Origin of the sequence: Spirillospora sp. NPDC049024 (genome assembly GCF_040649235.1) — a bacterium.
Taxonomy (GTDB): Bacteria; Actinomycetota; Actinomycetes; order Streptosporangiales; family Streptosporangiaceae; genus Spirillospora.
This window is the reverse complement of record NZ_JBEZFD010000019.1, coordinates 105,568-119,684: the sequence shown is the minus strand read 5'-3', so window position 1 is coordinate 119,684 and position 14,117 is coordinate 105,568. Positions and strand designations below refer to the sequence as shown.

The following is a 14,117-nucleotide window of genomic DNA, read 5'->3' as shown; positions in this document are numbered from 1 at the left end:
CCCCGCGCCGTCCCGCCCGGGCACGGCCACCGGAGCCGATGGACGCAGGCCGTGCCGCCCGTGCGCGGGCGGATAGTTAATCGGCTGACAATTCCCTCGCGGTAACCGGCGGTCATTCCACAAGACCGCGCCGGAACGCGGTCGTACGTTGTGGGCACTCCACCCCGACAGCACGACGAACGGAAAGGCCGGTCGCCGGCCGTGTTCGCCGTGCCCGCAAAAGGGAGATGCCCATGCGTTTCAAACGACTCCGCTCGTGGGCGGTCATCACCGCGGCCATTCCCGCCGCACTCGGCCTGACCGGGGCGGTCGCCCCCGCGGCGCACGCCGAGACGAGCCCGGAAGGGGCGAACGACTGGAACTGCAAACCCTCGTTCCTGCATCCACGCCCCGTGGTGCTCGTGCACGGCACTTTCGAGAACATGGCGTTCAACTGGCAGAAGCTCTCGCCGGCGCTGAAGAAGGCCGGGTACTGCGTCTACGCCCTCAATTACGGCGGCCCGAAGGACGGCCCCATCCAGGGGATCGGCGACATTCCCACGTCGGCCGGTGAGCTGTCGGTGTTCGTCGACAAGGTCCTGGCCTCCACCGGGGCGTCCAAGGTCGACATGGTCGGGCACTCGCAGGGCGGCATGATGCCGCGGTACTACATGAAGTTCCTCGGCGGCGCCGCGAAGGTGAACAAGCTGGTCGGCATCGTGCCGTCCAACCACGGCACCAACATGTCCGGGCTGGTGGAGCTGGGCACCCTGCTCGGCATCACGCAGGAGGTCGTGAAGGCCGCGCCGGCGGCGGGCCAGCAGATCGTCGACTCGGACTTCCTGAAGAAGCTCAACGGGGGCGGCGACACCGTGCCCGGCCCGACCTACATCGTGCTGTCCACCAAGTACGACGAGGTCGTCACGCCCTACACCTCGGAGTTCCTCAACGGCTCCAACGCGCAGAACGTCCTGCTGCAGGACAAGTGCCCGAACGACACCAACGCGCACGTCGGCATCGCCTTCGACCCGGTGATGATCAAGTTCGTGCTGAACTCGCTCGACATCTGGGGCCCGTACTGGCCCATCGACTGCGCGAAGCCCCTCGGCTGACCCGTGCGGCGCCCGGCGGTCTCCCCTCTCACCGCCGGGCGCGCCCGCGTCACAGGCGGCGCCGCGGCGTCAGAGGCCGAGGCGCTTGGCGGCGATCTCGTTCATGATCTCGTTGGTGCCGCCGCCGATGCCGAGGATGCGGGCGTCGCGGTAGTGGCGCTCCACCTCCGACTCGCGCATGTAGCCCATCCCGCCGTGCAGCTGGACGGCCTCGTGCACCACGTGCTCGCAGGCGAGGACGGCGGTGTTCTTGGCGTAGGCCGTCTCGGTGAGGACGTCCTCCCCGGCCGCGTGCCGCTCGGCGACCGCGCGGGTGTAGGTGCGGGCGACGTCGGTCCGCCGCGCCATCTCGGCGATCTTGTGCCGGACGAGCTGCCGGGAGGCGAGCGGGCGGCCGAACGTCTCGCGGTCCCGGACCCAGGCCAGGGTGAGGTCCAGGCAGCGCTGCGCCGTCGCGTACGCCTGGACGGCCAGCGACAGCCGCTCGGTCACGAAGTTCTGGACGATCTGCAGGAACCCGCTGTTCTCCGCGCCGACGAGGTTCTCCGCGGGAACGCGGACGCCGTCGAACGACAGCTCCGCGGTGTCGGAGCAGAGCCAGCCCATCTTGCGCAGCGGCGCGGAGACGGTGAAGCCCGGGGTGCCCTTCTCCACGACCAGCAGGGAGATGCCGTCGAAGCCGGGCCCGCCCGTCCGCACCGCCGTGGTGACGAAGTCCGCCCGCACGCCCGAGGTGATGAACAGCTTGGCGCCGTCGACGACGTAGTGCCCGCCGTCGCGGACGGCGGTGGTGCGGATGCCCGCGACGTCCGATCCGGCGCCGGGCTCGGTCACGCCGAGCGCGCCGATCTTCTCCCCGGCGAGCGTCGGCCGCGCGAACCGGTCGATCAGCGCCGCGTCCCCGGAGGCGATGATGTGGGGGAGCGCGATCCCGTGCGTGAACAGGGAGGCGACCACGCCGCCCGACCCGCCCGCCTGGATGATCTCCTCGGCGACGATCAGCGCGTCGAGCAGCCCGCCGCCGGACCCGCCGGCCTCCTCCGGGAACCCGGCCCCGAGCAGTCCCGCCTCGGCGGCCCGGACGTGCAGGGACCGGGGCAGCTCGCCCGCGTCCTCCCAGCCGGCGACGAAGGGCGCGATCTCCCGCGCGGTGAAGTCGCGGACGAGGGCGCGCAGCGCCGCCCGCTCCGGGGTCTGCCAGGGATCCACCGCGCCTCCTCGTACCGAACGAGGTTCGGAATCTAGCAGGCGGCGCGTCACTCCGGGCGCCCTGGGCCGGGCGGCGCGGCGGGACCTCAGCCGACGGCGTCGGCGACGGCCTCGGCCCACAGGGCCAGGCCGTCGTCGATCTGGTCGCCGGTGATGACCAGCGGCGGGATCATCCGGACGACGTTGCCGTACGCGCCGCAGGTCAGCAGCAGGAGCCCGCGCTCGGCGGCGGCCGCGTGCGCCCGCGCCGCGGCGGCGGGGTCGGGCTCGCCGTCCGGCGTGGTGAACTCGCTGGCCTGCATGAGCCCGAGCCCGCGCACGTCGCCGATCGCCGGGTGGTCGGCGGCGACCTTGCGCAGTCCGTCGTTGAGCCGCGCGCCCTGCAGGGCGGAGTTGCCGACGAGGTCCTCGTCGGCGATGACCTGCAGGGTGGCGAGTGCGGCGGCGCACGAGACGGCGTTGCCTCCGTACGTGCCGCCCTGCGACCCCGGGCGGGCCTTGGCCATCAGCGCCTCGGGTGCGGCGATCGCCGACAGCGGGAACCCGCTCGCCAGGCCCTTGGCCGTGATCAGGACGTCGGGGCGCGCGGCCGAGTGCTCGTGGCCCCAGAACCGGCCCGTCCGCCCGTACCCGGTCTGCACCTCGTCGACGACCAGCAGGATGCCGTGCCGGTCGGCGCGCTCGCGCAGCCCCTCCAGGAACGCGGGGGGAGCGGGGATGTAGCCGCCCTCGCCGAGCACCGGCTCGACCACGAACGCGGCCGTGTCGGACGCCGGGCTCGCGGTGACGAGCAGGTAGTCGAGCTCGCGCAGCGCGAACCGCGTCGCCTCCTCCTCCGACCACCCGTACCGGTACGCCTGCGGGAACGGCGCGATGGCGGCGCCCGGCATCAGCGGGCCGATCCCGGCGCGGAACTTCGTGCCCGCCGTGGTGAGGGCGGCGGCGCCCATCGTCCGGCCGTGGAAGGAGCCGTGGAAGACGACGATGTTCTGCCGGCCGGTGGCGTGCCGGGCGAGCCGGATGGCCGCCTCGACCGCCTCGCTGCCGCTGTTGAGGAAGAACAGCGAGTCCAGGCCCTCCGGCAGCACCTCGCCGAGCGCCTCGGTCAGCCGCAGCAGCGGCCGGTGCATGACGGTCGTGTACTGGCCGTGGATGAGCGTGCCCACCTGCTGCTGCGCGGCCTCGACCACGCGCGGGTGGCAGTGGCCGGTGTTCACGACGCCGATGCCCGCGGTGAAGTCCAGGTGCCTGCGGCCCTCGGCGTCGTAGAGGTACACGCCCTCGCCGCGCTCGGCAAGGACGGGGGTGGCCTGCTTGAGCAGGGGAGACAGCGTCGCCATGGCGTCCCTCCGGTAGATTGTCGACAATCTGCAATCTAGGTGGCCCCGGGCCGGTTGTCCAGCGGGGCCGTTCCTCTGTGGCGGCGCCGGAAGCTAGGACTCGCGGAGCCGGGTGATGGACTCGGTCATGTGCTCCTCGATGAGGGTGAGCAGGCGCTCCTCCTCGCCGTCGCCGATCGCGTCGACGAGCCGCCGGTGCTCCTCGACGAGGTCGGCGGGCTCGGGGTAGGTGTCCTGGAGCGCGTTCAGGCACATGCGCGTCTCCACCAGCAGCGTGTGCGCCATCCGCTCCAGCCGCGGGCTGCCCGACGAGCTGACCAGCACCTCGTGGAACGCCTGGTCGGCGTCGCTCATCGCGACCCGGTCGCGCTGGCGGGCGGCGGCCACGAGCGCCTCCAGGGCCTCGGTGAGCCGGGCCACCGCCTCGCCCCGGTTGCGCTCCATGATCAGCCGGCAGGCCTCCCGCTCGATCGCGAGCCGGGCGAGGTAGACGTCCTCGACGTCCCCCTCGTCCAGCGTGATCACGAACAGTCCGCGGTGCGGCTCGCTGACGAGCAGCCCCTCCTGGACGAGCCGCTGCATGGCCTCGCGCAGCGGTCCGCGGCTGATGCCGAGGCGCGCGGCGAGGTCGGCCTCGCCGAGCTGCGCGCCGGGCTCCAGCGACCCGTACATGATCGCCGAGCGGAGCTCGTCCGAGACGATCTCCACCGTCGACTTGCGGGGAACAGGCTCCAACTCACCCAGTCGGCCCATGCGCGGTTCCCTTTCGTCTCTATTCAGATTTGCCATGCATGTCGTCCCCGCAGGGGGACCGCGGCGGGGACGGCGAAGAGCCGGCCCAGCCCGGAGCGCGGCGGGAGCCCGTCGGGCCCCGACGCGAGTCGCAGCCCCTCCCAGACGCTCACCTGGTTGGCGGTCAGCACCGGCTTGCCGACCCGCGCCTCCAGCTTGTCGAGCCAGGCGACGGTGTGCAGCGCGGTGTCGGGCACCAGCACCGCCTCGGCGTCCGGATGGTCGTTGGCCGCGACGAACGCCAGCACCTCGTCGCGGCCGAGGGTGCCGACCTCGGCGGCGGTGACGATGCCCCGGCAGGACAGCGCCACCACCTCGATGCCGGCGCAGGCGAGGAACGCGACGAACCGCTCGGCGACGTCGGCCGGATAGGTCGCCGCGACCGCGACGCGGGTCACGCCCAGCGCCTGCGCCGCGTGCACGAACGCGAACGACGTGCTGGAGGCGGGCACGCCCGCCGCCTCGCGGACGCCCGCGACCTGCTGCGCGGCGCCGTCCCAGCCGAACACGAAGCTCCCGCTGGTGCACGCCCACACGGCGGCCTTGACGCCGTGTTCGCGCAGGGTGCGGGCGCCGTCTCCGAGCACGTCGGCGCCGCCGATGTCCAGCAGCGCGTCGACGCGGTGCGCGTCCTCGCGCATGAGCGTGTGCACGACCGGGAGGCTGACCTCTCCCAGGGCGCGCTCGATGGTGGGGTAGTCGTCCTCGGCGCTGTAGCCGGGGTAGAGGAACCCCGCGCGCAACCCGTTCTGGCGCATGTTGTCGACAATCCTACCTTTGGGGATCATGGCGGCTAGGCCGCCGTGAAGGGAGCGAGCCCGACCAGGGACTGTCCGGGACCGGACGCCGAACGCCCCATGGCGCGCAGCGCCGAGCACATCGTCACCTGGTTGGCGGTGAGCACCGGCTTGCCGATCATCTGCTCCAGCGGTGCGATGATGTCGTACGTCGGGACGTTCGTGCAGCTGATGAAGACGGCCTCGGCCTCGGGGTGGTCGACCGCCGACACCGCCGACACGATCTCGCCGTAGCCGACCTTCCAGATGTGGCTGAGCAGGCCCAGCCCGACCGAGGACACCACCTCGATGCCGTGCTCGCCGAGGAACGACACGAGCCGGTCGGTGACGGCGTCGATGTAGGGCGTGACGACCGCGATGCGCCGGGCGCCGAGGAGCCCGAGCGACTCCACCAGCGCGCCGGAGGTCGTCGTCGAGACCGGCGCGCCGGCCTGGAGCATCGACTGGTGCAACTGGATCTCGCCCGCCTTGCCGCGGATGAAGCTGCCCGACGCGCACGCGTAGGCGACGGCGAGCGGCTCCGGGGCGAGGACGTCGCGGGTCGCCTGCCGGACGATCGACTGGTCCGACAGGGCGGAGGCCATCTCCACCGTGACCGGGACCGGCACGTACGGCAGACGGGTCATGAACAGGGACACGTCGTCGGGCGTCCAGCGCCACAGCTCCCTGTCGAGGGCGAAGTCGAACGGCGCGACCACCCCGATGCCGTGCTGGGCGAGCAGCTCTGGGCCGACGACCAGCGAGGGGTCGAATGTCATCTGCGCGGCCGCCACTCTAGGACTCTGCGCGCGCGTAGAGGAGGCGTTCGCCGACGCCGCCCGACCGCCACACGTCGTTGCACGCCTCGGCCATGCGGTCGAGGCCGTCGACGATCGTCGCGTAGACGTTCCCGGGGACCCAGCCGACGTCCCCGTTCAGCAGCAGGTTGTTGCGGCCGTAGAAGATCGCGAGGTCGATGACGCCGGGCAGCGCGTGGATGTTCTTCTCCTCCTTGAACTTCCGGTCGAGCATCCCGCCGGGGAAGGAGAAGTAGACGACGTCGCCCGGGATCGGGGTGACGGTGGGGTTCTCCAGGCCGATCTCTTCCTCGGAGAACCGTTCGACCATCGTGTACACCTCGTTGCGGGCGTACTTGGCGTGGTACGCCTCGCCGCCGAGGGGTAGAGCGTTCCAGACCGCCTCGCAGGTGCGCGGCGCGTCCTTCTCGAGAAGCTCGGCGACGCATGACACGCCGCGGCGCTCCAGAGTGATGGTCATGAGCTTGGGCATGCTGACCTCCCCGTGAACAGGGGTGGGCGAGAGCGTCGCCACCCGAAGGACTCTCCATGTTCGTGGGGGTCGTCCCCCCACACCCCCGAACGAGGGCTGTTAGAGCGCTCTGGGATCCGTCCTGGCCCTGCTGGGCAGCGGTTGCGACGGTCTTGCAGCACATGTCCCATTGCGGTGACCGGGGCCGCAGTGCACCGCGTTGATTGTTGACAATCCTACGAACGCTTCCTAGCGTGTCAATGCCTCCCGCCGTTGCCTTCTCGTAAACTCCGCACCCCGGAAGTGACGCCGATGGACCCTGCCCAGCCCGCATCCGGTAGCCCGCCTGACGTGGTGGTACTCGTGGGCGACGTCCATCCGCGCGGCATGGAGGAGGCGGAGCGCCTCGCGCGCGTCCGTTACGTACGCGAAACAGAGCTGGCCGAGGCGCTTCCCGAGGCCGATGTTCTGTTCATGTGGGATTTTCTCTCGGACGCCCTGGCCGGCGCGTGGCCCCGGACCGGCGGGCCCGAATGGGTCCACATCGCCAGTGCCGGCGTCGACCGCCTGATGTTCCCCGGGCTCGTCCGCAGTGACACTGTTGTCACCAACTCGCGAGGCGTCTTCGACGAGCCCATCGCAGAATACGTGCTCGGGCTGGTGCTCGCGTTCGCCAAGGACCTGCACACGACCTTCCGGCTGCAGGGCGAGCGGCGCTGGCGGCACCGCGAGACCGAGCGGATCACCGGCGCCCGCGCGCTGGTCGTCGGCACCGGGCCGATCGGCCGCGCGATCGGCCGCCGGCTGTCGGCGGCCGGCCTCGCCGTCACCGGCGTCGGGCGCACCGCCCGCGACGCCGACCCCGACCTCGGCGCCGTCCGCCCGATGGACGAGCTCGGCGAGGAGCTCGCCGCCGCCGACTACGTCGTGCTGGCCGCGCCCCTCACCCCGCAGACCCGCGGCATGATCGACGCCGCCGCGCTGGAGCGGATGCGGCCGTCCGCGCGGCTGATCAACGTCGGGCGCGGCGGCCTCGTGGCCGAGTCGGACCTGGTCAAGGCGCTGCAGGCGGGCCGGATCGCGGGCGCCGCGCTCGACGTCTTCGAGGACGAGCCGCTCCCGCCGTCCTCGCCGCTGTGGGACATGCCGGGCGTCATCGTCTCGCCGCACATGTCCGGCGACGTGGTCGGCTGGCGGGACGAGCTGGTCCGGCTGTTCGTCGACAACCTCGGCCGCCGCGTGGCCGGCCGCCCCCTGCGCAACGTCGTGGACAAGGGGCTCGGCTACGTGGGTTCGGAGCCGGCCGGCCCGCGTTAGCGGGCCGCATCACACCAGAGGGGGCAACCATGGCCGATGCGGCCGACCTGACCGCGACCGAACTGCTCGCGGAGTACCGGGCCGGGGCGCTGTCCCCGGTCGAGGCCGCCGGAGCCGTCCTCGCCCGGATCGAACGGGACGACCCGGAGCTCAACGCGTTCTGCCTCGTCGACGAGGAGACCACCCTCGACATGGCGCGCGCGGCGACCGAGCGGTGGCGGCGCGGCGCGACGCTCGGGCCGCTGGACGGCGTGCCCGTCTCCATCAAGGACGTCCTGCTCACCCGGGGCTGGCCGACGCTGCGCGGCTCCCGGACGATCGACCCCGCCCGCCCGTGGGACGAGGACTCGCCGTCCGTCGCCCGCCTGCGCGAGCAGGGCGCGGTGTTCGTCGGCAAGACGACGACGCCGGAGTTCGCGTGGAAGGGCGTCACCGACAACCCGCTGACCGGCGTCACCCGCAACCCGTGGGACCCGTCCCGCACGCCGGGCGGGTCGAGCGGCGGCGCGGCGGCGGCGGTCGCGGCGGGCATGGCGCCGCTCGCCCTCGGCACCGACGGCGGCGGCTCGGTGCGCATCCCCGCCGCGTTCACCGGCACCTTCACGATCAAGCCGACGTACGGCCGCATCCCGCACTACCCGGCGAGCCCGTTCGGGACGCTCGCGCACACCGGTCCGATGACGAACACCGTGGCCGACGCGGCGCTGCTGCTCGACGCCGTCAGCGGCGCCGACGCCCGCGACTGGTCGGCGCTGCCGCCGCCGGACGTGGTGTTCGCCGAGGCCGGCGCCCGCGTCGGCCGGGACGACCTGACCGGCCTGCGCGTCGCGTTCAGCCCCGACCTCGGGTTCGCGGAGGTCGACCCGGAGGTCGCGGCGTCCGTCGCGGCCGCCGCCGAGGTCTTCGCCGAGCTCGGCGCCAAGGTCGAGCTGACCGGCCCGGGCTTCGGCGACCCGGTCGAGGAGTTCGAGGTCCTGTGGTTCGCGGGCGCCGCCAAGGTGGTCGAGCACCTGTCGCCCGAGGAGCGCGAACTGCTCGACCCGGGCCTGCGGGAGATCTGCGAGCAGGGCGCGCGCTACTCGGCGCAGGACTACCTGACGGCCACCGCGCGCCGCATGGAGCTGGGCCGCCTGATGGGCCTGTTCCACGAGCGCTACGACCTCCTGCTCACCCCGACGACGCCGATCGCCGCGTTCGAGGCCGGCCTGGAGGTCCCGCCGGACTCGGCGTCCCCACGCTGGACGGGCTGGACCCCGTTCACCTACCCGTTCAACATGACCCAGCAGCCCGCGGCGAGCCTGCCGTGCGGCTTCACCTCCCGGGGCCTCCCCATCGGCCTCCAGGTCGTCGGCGCCCGGCACGCCGACGCCCTGGTGATGGCCGCGTGCGCCGCCTACGAGCGCGCCCGCCCATGGACGAGGTTCACCAGCAGGTGATGACCGCGCGCCGCCGCTGACGGCGGCCCTCCGGCGAGTCGACCGCTCGACCCGCTACCCGACCGCGCCGTCACGAGACTCAAGGACTGGCGCGATTGACCCGTGCCCAGCTCAGGAAGCCCACCATTTCTGCGCGAATCCTCTGGTGATCACCATATTGCTTGAAAAGGGCCGCCTGAACCGTTGTTCGTCCTGTCGTGGATAGGGATGGGAACGAGCTCGCGACTTTGGGACGGTGAGGCGCAGTGAAACGTATGTGAGTGCTGCGGCCTCGGTATCGCGCACGTGCAAAGTCCGCACGTGCGCGATTACATAGGGGGCGGTGTGGTCCGGGCGTTGGCCCCGCACGTCATGGACACGCCCGGTGAACCGTCCGGTGGGCCGGTTCACCTCCCCCAATGGAAGGGCTGCGAGCGTGGGCTTGGACAATCCCCCCGGTGGACCGGTCAAGGACTCCGAGACCACCGACAAGCCCACCCCACCGCGCAACGGCGGCGAGTCACCGTCCACCACCCCTGGAGCCGACGGCACAACGCCCCGCATGGACAGCCTCAGAGCAGCAGGCTGGAAGTTCCCCGAGCAGCCGGACGCCGGCAACGGACAGCGCGACGACCGCGAGAGCCGATCAGGCGAGTCCTCCTCGGCCGACCAGGCCGGCGAGAAGCCGAAGACCCCCGCCGACCCGTCAACCGAAACGGACCCCAAGACCAAGGAGAAGCCGGAGACCGGCGAGGCCGAAAGCAACTCCCAGCCCCCCGAAGAACACGGCCACGACAGGACCGCCCCGGCCCAGATCGGCGACAACAGCACAGACACGGAGAAACCCGACCAGGCCAAGCCAGAGGACCTGCGCCAAGACGAGGGTGAGAGCGCCGAAGACCCCGAACCCAAGTCCGGTCGAGCCGAGACCGAAGAGGCGGGACGAAAGGACGACCCCGGTAAGGGACCGCCCTCCCAGGACAGCGGCACCACCGCCGACGCCCCGGCACCCCGTGGGGAACAGAGCGCCCTTCCGTCGGAGGCCTCTCAGTACCCGCCCGGATCCCGCCTGGAAAGCCTCGCCCGCACCCGCGAAGAGCAACATGCGAACGCGGAACAAAGGCGCGCCGTGTTCCAGGACACCCAGGCCACCGAGGTCGGCGGCGAAGCGGCCGCCGGCGAAAACGGCGACGGCGGCGTGCGACCGGACAGTGAGAACGCGGGGAAGATCGCGCCCGGACATGACGCGCAGCTCTCCGGCACCGAGATACCGAATGGTGGCACGGGCGATACCGGCGGCAACGACACGGGAAGTGGTTCCGAAAAGTCCGAACCGCTGACCTCCGGGGAAGGACCTGAGCCCTCCGCGCCAGAGGCCGCACGCCCGCAGGACCAAGGGCACAACCCCTTCTCGCCGCAGGCCTCCGCCGACTCGGGCGACGCCAGTGGCGATCCGCCGACCGAACCACCAGCGGACGGCATCAAGCCCGCCAATGACCAGACACAGGACGGACAAGGCGATCCGCCGCCTGGTCCCGAGGGCGGCCCACCCCCCGAGCCCACCGCCGAGACCGACCCCGCCCTGCCCGAACCCGGCCGCGAGGCATCCTCAATCGGCTCGGAGACCACAGACCAAGGCACCGAGCCCCCAGAACCCAAGGCTGACGCCGGAGCCACAGGCAACGAAGCAGACGCCCCGCAACCTGTCGGCGAGACCATTCCCCCGGCTCAAGAAGCCGACGAGAACACCACACCCCCAGAAGCCCTCGGTGAACAGAGCGACGGCCATGGTAGAAATGCCGAAGGCGACGGTACCGAGTCGGACCCGGAAGGTAATGATGAATCGAAACCGGAAGTCCGTCCCAATCCCATTATTTCCGAGGTATACACCGACAGCCAAGGCCAGGTACATGTCGAACCCCGGTACGGACGAGAACAGACCGGCGAACCGGGCAGCGAGGTGGCACTGAACGAACCGGAGACCGCAGTACCAGCAGGCCTTCCGACCCGCGAGGACCTCGATCCGGTGGGAGCCAGAGGCGGCGAGCCCGGACGAGGTGAACTCCGCGACCCCGATGACGATCCCGCGGAGCGGAATCCGGGAGAACCTCCCCCTGAACGCTCCTCGCGCCGAAAAGAGCTTCTCAAAGAGGCCATGGGTGAGTCCGAGGATATCGTTGATGTAGGCAATAAGGCGATTGAGGGGGCTTTCAAAGCACTAAAACCCAAACCTCCTACGGGGCACCCATGCACTGCTCGGGACACCAGCGCCCATATGGATCCCGTGCAAACACCTGCGCAAGCAGGAAGTGCCGCAATCGCACTGATCGGCACCGCAATCGTGGTGGCCCAGGCAACGCGATGGACCGCCGAAAAGGTTAGATACAGCAAGAGGATAGAGAATGCCGACAACTGATGATCAGGTAGCGGCCTTGCACGCTTTGCTTGCCGGACATCGCGAGGAACATCGCCAGCTCCTAAATCAACTCGACCGAGCCGAGGCCAATAAGGGCTACTCCGCACTACTTGCTGCCGGTCTTTTTGAGGCCATCGAGCGCCGCTTTATTGTGGATGGCAAGGTCGTCGACCGCGCCGAAGTCATCGCTTTCGTTGCCTCCGTTCGAGAAAGAGGGGACGAGATGCCCGATCTCATTAATCCTGAGGTGGCCGAACGCATAATTCTCCGAATGCTGGACCAAGGTGGCTCGGTCTCCGACATCGACGCCGACACCATGATCCGGCACCAGATTATTCTCTTGGCCGGATTGATTGGCGATGCCAACCTCAGTGAATCAGAACTCAATGAGTTCATGCGAAAGATTCGCGTCGATGCGGACGAGTTGCTTGAGTGATGGACTATTCGAAAGTCAGCATCGGCGAGGAAAATATTCTCGCGTTGCGGTCGTTCCTGTTGGAGGGGCCTGAGGCATGGGTGCCGCTGCAGGACGAGATACAGGTGGACGACGAGACGGCGGCCGGGTACATGTCGCTGCTTTTCTGCGCGTTCGAGGTTGCGGTGCGTCGAAAGTTCGCGCCGACCTACTTCGTGTGGCAACTCGTTCGTTTCGTCGCTGATGTAAGGATAGCGGCCGGCGAGGACGCGTTTCTGATTGACCCACTCGTTGCCGAAGACATGGTCCGTCGTGCCGTAGATGCGCCCCCGCTGAAGGAGGCCGTCCCGGAGGACGTGTCGGCCACCGTGCATGCGCAGGTCTTCATCTTGCTTTATCTCATCGCTGAGATGGATCTCGATCGGGCTGGGCTGGAGCAGTTCATTGAGGAAGTCACCGCCTATACCGAGGAGTGGCTGGCGGCACGGTGGGACGAAGCCTCCGCTTCGGCATCCTCGTCATCCTGAAGAGGGTGGTTGGCCGCAAGTGTCGGCCACATCCATGGGCAGTTCGTAGCGATTGCAACCGTTGTGACGTGGCCAGTGGGGCCGTGACGCTCTGACGGCCCTCTCTCACCGCAACGATGGCCGGAAGCAGTGCATGGAAGAGTCAACTCGACTCCCCGGAGCTGCTCGGGCGCTTCCGGTACGCGCAGGTATGGGCGTCAACGAAGTGGTCTTTTAGGACCTAATCGGACTGGCTGAGCGGCAACTTCCAATTATCGCACGTGCGGATTTGCCTCCTGGCGGCGGCGTAGCCGAATTTTGTCGGGGCGTGACTTTACTATTGCCGGGCATCGTTCGATTGCAGCGAGTTAGCGATCAGTACGGACCGTGTCCGACGCGAATCGGGAGGACGGCCATGCCGAGCCCCTACGTCCGCCGCCGCCGTTTGGCGGGGGAGATCCGCAAGCTCCGCGAGAACCGCGGCCTCACGACCGACGATCTCGCCCGCCTCGTCTTCCACTCCCGGACGAAGATCACCCGCCTGGAGAACGCCCAGATCCGCCCGGACCTCACCGAGATCATGAACCTGCTCGACGCCCTGGAGATCACCGGCGATGAGTACGACCGGATCTGCAAGCTCGCCAGAGAAGCCAGTCAGAAGGGCTGGTGGGATCGGTACGGCGTCTCGATGGGGCCGCGTCAGAAGCTCTACGCTGACCTTGAGTACAACGCGGACAGCGTGCGTGACTACAACCAGACGCTGATGCCTGCCGTTTTGCAGGCTCCCGAGTTCATCTCAGCGCTCGTTGACCTGGACGCATGTCAAGGAAAGCTCGACTACGTCCCGGAGCGCATGGCCGAGGCCCGCATCCGGCGGCAGCGCGAGTTGCTCCGGCCGGGCGGTCCCACCTACGAGACCGTGCTCGACGAGTGTGTGATTCATCGACTCGGCGTCCCTCCTCAAGCCATGACCGCCCAACTGCATCACGTGATCAGAGTGGTGTCGGAAGAGGAGCGAATCACCGTTCGTGTGCTGCTGCACGACGCCCGCATCGAGGGAGCGTTTCTCCCCATGTCCTCCTTCTGTCTCTACACGTTCGCTGAACCAGGCGACGCACCTCTGGCCGTACTCGAGACCGTCACTGCCGATGTCATCCTCACTCAGCGAGGCGAAGTAGCGCGGTATACAAGGATTTACGACCGCCTGCGGGAGGCCGCCCTCTCCCGTGAGGACAGCATCGCCTTCCTCGAAGGGGTAGCCGATCGGCTCGCCGACCAGAGAGGATCGGGGACATGAAGGACTTCCAGCGCTGGCGCAAGTCACGCCACAGTCAACCGAACGGCGGATGCATCGAAGCCGGTCGTGCCGCCGATGGCACGATCGGCGTCAGGGACACCAAGGATGACGGCACTGGGCCGACCCTCGAGTTCACCCCGGACGAATGGCGCGCCTTCCTCCGCACGATCCGCGCAGGGGCCTGACACATACGGACATCATTGGTCTCGAGGCGGGCCCACCTTGCTGCGCTTGCGGCGCTGCATGCCGACGCGGGCCCAGAACGCCAGGCCCT

At 69.6% G+C, this 14,117-nt stretch carries 14 protein-coding genes; 8 read left to right on the top strand and 6 right to left on the bottom strand.

The window, feature by feature from the left end:
- The first annotated feature begins 233 nt into the window (after window positions 1–233).
- A complete protein-coding gene (locus AB0C21_RS30650) occupies window positions 234–1,091 on the top strand; it encodes a lipase family alpha/beta hydrolase (protein ID WP_500208876.1) in 858 nt (285 codons plus the stop codon).
- Between the two features lie 69 nt (window positions 1,092–1,160).
- Here the strand turns inward: AB0C21_RS30650 and AB0C21_RS30645 are convergent, their stop codons facing one another.
- From AB0C21_RS30645 to AB0C21_RS30620, 6 genes are all read right to left on the bottom strand, one after another.
- Window positions 1,161–2,300, bottom strand: a complete 1,140-nt coding sequence (locus AB0C21_RS30645) for an acyl-CoA dehydrogenase family protein (protein WP_500208874.1) — start codon at window positions 2,298–2,300, stop codon at window positions 1,161–1,163.
- An 86-nt stretch (window positions 2,301–2,386) separates the two neighbouring features.
- Window positions 2,387–3,640, bottom strand: a complete 1,254-nt coding sequence (locus AB0C21_RS30640) for an aspartate aminotransferase family protein (RefSeq protein WP_353821805.1) — start codon at window positions 3,638–3,640, stop codon at window positions 2,387–2,389.
- Between the two features lie 93 nt (window positions 3,641–3,733).
- Window positions 3,734–4,393, bottom strand: coding sequence for a GntR family transcriptional regulator (locus AB0C21_RS30635; RefSeq protein WP_500208872.1), 660 nt, complete (start codon window positions 4,391–4,393; stop codon window positions 3,734–3,736).
- 23 nt (window positions 4,394–4,416) lie between these two features.
- On the bottom strand, window positions 4,417–5,190 hold the full coding sequence (locus AB0C21_RS30630; protein ID WP_500208870.1) for a maleate cis-trans isomerase family protein: 774 nt from the start codon (window positions 5,188–5,190) through the stop codon (window positions 4,417–4,419).
- A 35-nt stretch (window positions 5,191–5,225) separates the two neighbouring features.
- Complete coding sequence (locus AB0C21_RS30625) at window positions 5,226–5,987, bottom strand: maleate cis-trans isomerase family protein (RefSeq protein ID WP_149263652.1); 762 nt, start codon at window positions 5,985–5,987, stop codon at window positions 5,226–5,228.
- Between the two features lie 16 nt (window positions 5,988–6,003).
- Complete coding sequence (locus AB0C21_RS30620; RefSeq protein ID WP_141587347.1) at window positions 6,004–6,486, bottom strand: DUF3830 family protein; 483 nt, start codon at window positions 6,484–6,486, stop codon at window positions 6,004–6,006.
- A 303-nt stretch (window positions 6,487–6,789) separates the two neighbouring features.
- Between AB0C21_RS30620 and AB0C21_RS30615 the strand changes: the two genes are divergently transcribed.
- The 7 genes from AB0C21_RS30615 to AB0C21_RS30585 all read left to right on the top strand — a co-directional run bounded on the left by AB0C21_RS30615 (window position 6,790) and on the right by AB0C21_RS30585 (window position 14,028).
- The gene (locus AB0C21_RS30615) at window positions 6,790–7,794 is read left to right on the top strand and encodes a D-2-hydroxyacid dehydrogenase (protein WP_500208868.1); all 1,005 of its coding nucleotides are present in this window, start codon (window positions 6,790–6,792) and stop codon (window positions 7,792–7,794) included.
- Window positions 7,795–7,823: 29 nt separating this feature from the next.
- Entirely contained in the window at window positions 7,824–9,230 is a 1,407-nt protein-coding gene (locus AB0C21_RS30610; RefSeq protein WP_500208866.1) for an amidase, read from the top strand.
- Between the two features lie 541 nt (window positions 9,231–9,771).
- Window positions 9,772–11,625, top strand: coding sequence for a hypothetical protein (locus tag AB0C21_RS30605; protein WP_500208864.1), 1,854 nt, complete (start codon window positions 9,772–9,774; stop codon window positions 11,623–11,625).
- Window positions 11,612–12,061: a hypothetical protein gene (locus AB0C21_RS30600; protein ID WP_500208862.1), complete on the top strand. Its 450-nt coding sequence runs from the start codon at window positions 11,612–11,614 to the stop codon at window positions 12,059–12,061. The genes AB0C21_RS30605 and AB0C21_RS30600 overlap by 14 nt, the downstream gene beginning before the upstream one ends.
- On the top strand, window positions 12,058–12,567 hold the full coding sequence (locus AB0C21_RS30595) for a hypothetical protein (RefSeq protein ID WP_500208860.1): 510 nt from the start codon (window positions 12,058–12,060) through the stop codon (window positions 12,565–12,567). The genes AB0C21_RS30600 and AB0C21_RS30595 overlap by 4 nt, the downstream gene beginning before the upstream one ends.
- Before the next feature lie 394 nt (window positions 12,568–12,961).
- Window positions 12,962–13,843, top strand: a complete 882-nt coding sequence (locus tag AB0C21_RS30590) for a helix-turn-helix domain-containing protein (protein WP_500208858.1) — start codon at window positions 12,962–12,964, stop codon at window positions 13,841–13,843.
- Window positions 13,840–14,028: a DUF397 domain-containing protein gene (locus AB0C21_RS30585; protein ID WP_500208857.1), complete on the top strand. Its 189-nt coding sequence runs from the start codon at window positions 13,840–13,842 to the stop codon at window positions 14,026–14,028. The genes AB0C21_RS30590 and AB0C21_RS30585 overlap by 4 nt, the downstream gene beginning before the upstream one ends.
- Window positions 14,029–14,117: the final 89 nt, after the last annotated feature.

What these genes read in the sequence shown, in the direction of transcription:
- AB0C21_RS30650 (WP_500208876.1), top strand. Translation starts at nt 234, where the DNA reads ATGCGTTTCAAACGACTCCGCTCGTGGGCGGTCATCACCGCGGCCATT.
- AB0C21_RS30640 (WP_353821805.1), bottom strand. Translation starts at nt 3,640, where the DNA reads ATGGCGACGCTGTCTCCCCTGCTCAAGCAGGCCACCCCCGTCCTTGCC.
- AB0C21_RS30635 (WP_500208872.1), bottom strand. Translation starts at nt 4,393, where the DNA reads ATGGGCCGACTGGGTGAGTTGGAGCCTGTTCCCCGCAAGTCGACGGTG.
- AB0C21_RS30630 (WP_500208870.1), bottom strand. Translation starts at nt 5,190, where the DNA reads ATGCGCCAGAACGGGTTGCGCGCGGGGTTCCTCTACCCCGGCTACAGC.
- AB0C21_RS30625 (WP_149263652.1), bottom strand. Translation starts at nt 5,987, where the DNA reads ATGACATTCGACCCCTCGCTGGTCGTCGGCCCAGAGCTGCTCGCCCAG.
- AB0C21_RS30620 (WP_141587347.1), bottom strand. Translation starts at nt 6,486, where the DNA reads ATGACCATCACTCTGGAGCGCCGCGGCGTGTCATGCGTCGCCGAGCTT.
- AB0C21_RS30615 (WP_500208868.1), top strand. Translation starts at nt 6,790, where the DNA reads ATGGACCCTGCCCAGCCCGCATCCGGTAGCCCGCCTGACGTGGTGGTA.
- AB0C21_RS30610 (WP_500208866.1), top strand. Translation starts at nt 7,824, where the DNA reads ATGGCCGATGCGGCCGACCTGACCGCGACCGAACTGCTCGCGGAGTAC.
- AB0C21_RS30605 (WP_500208864.1), top strand. Translation starts at nt 9,772, where the DNA reads ATGGACAGCCTCAGAGCAGCAGGCTGGAAGTTCCCCGAGCAGCCGGAC.
- AB0C21_RS30600 (WP_500208862.1), top strand. Translation starts at nt 11,612, where the DNA reads ATGCCGACAACTGATGATCAGGTAGCGGCCTTGCACGCTTTGCTTGCC.
- AB0C21_RS30590 (WP_500208858.1), top strand. Translation starts at nt 12,962, where the DNA reads ATGCCGAGCCCCTACGTCCGCCGCCGCCGTTTGGCGGGGGAGATCCGC.
- AB0C21_RS30585 (WP_500208857.1), top strand. Translation starts at nt 13,840, where the DNA reads ATGAAGGACTTCCAGCGCTGGCGCAAGTCACGCCACAGTCAACCGAAC.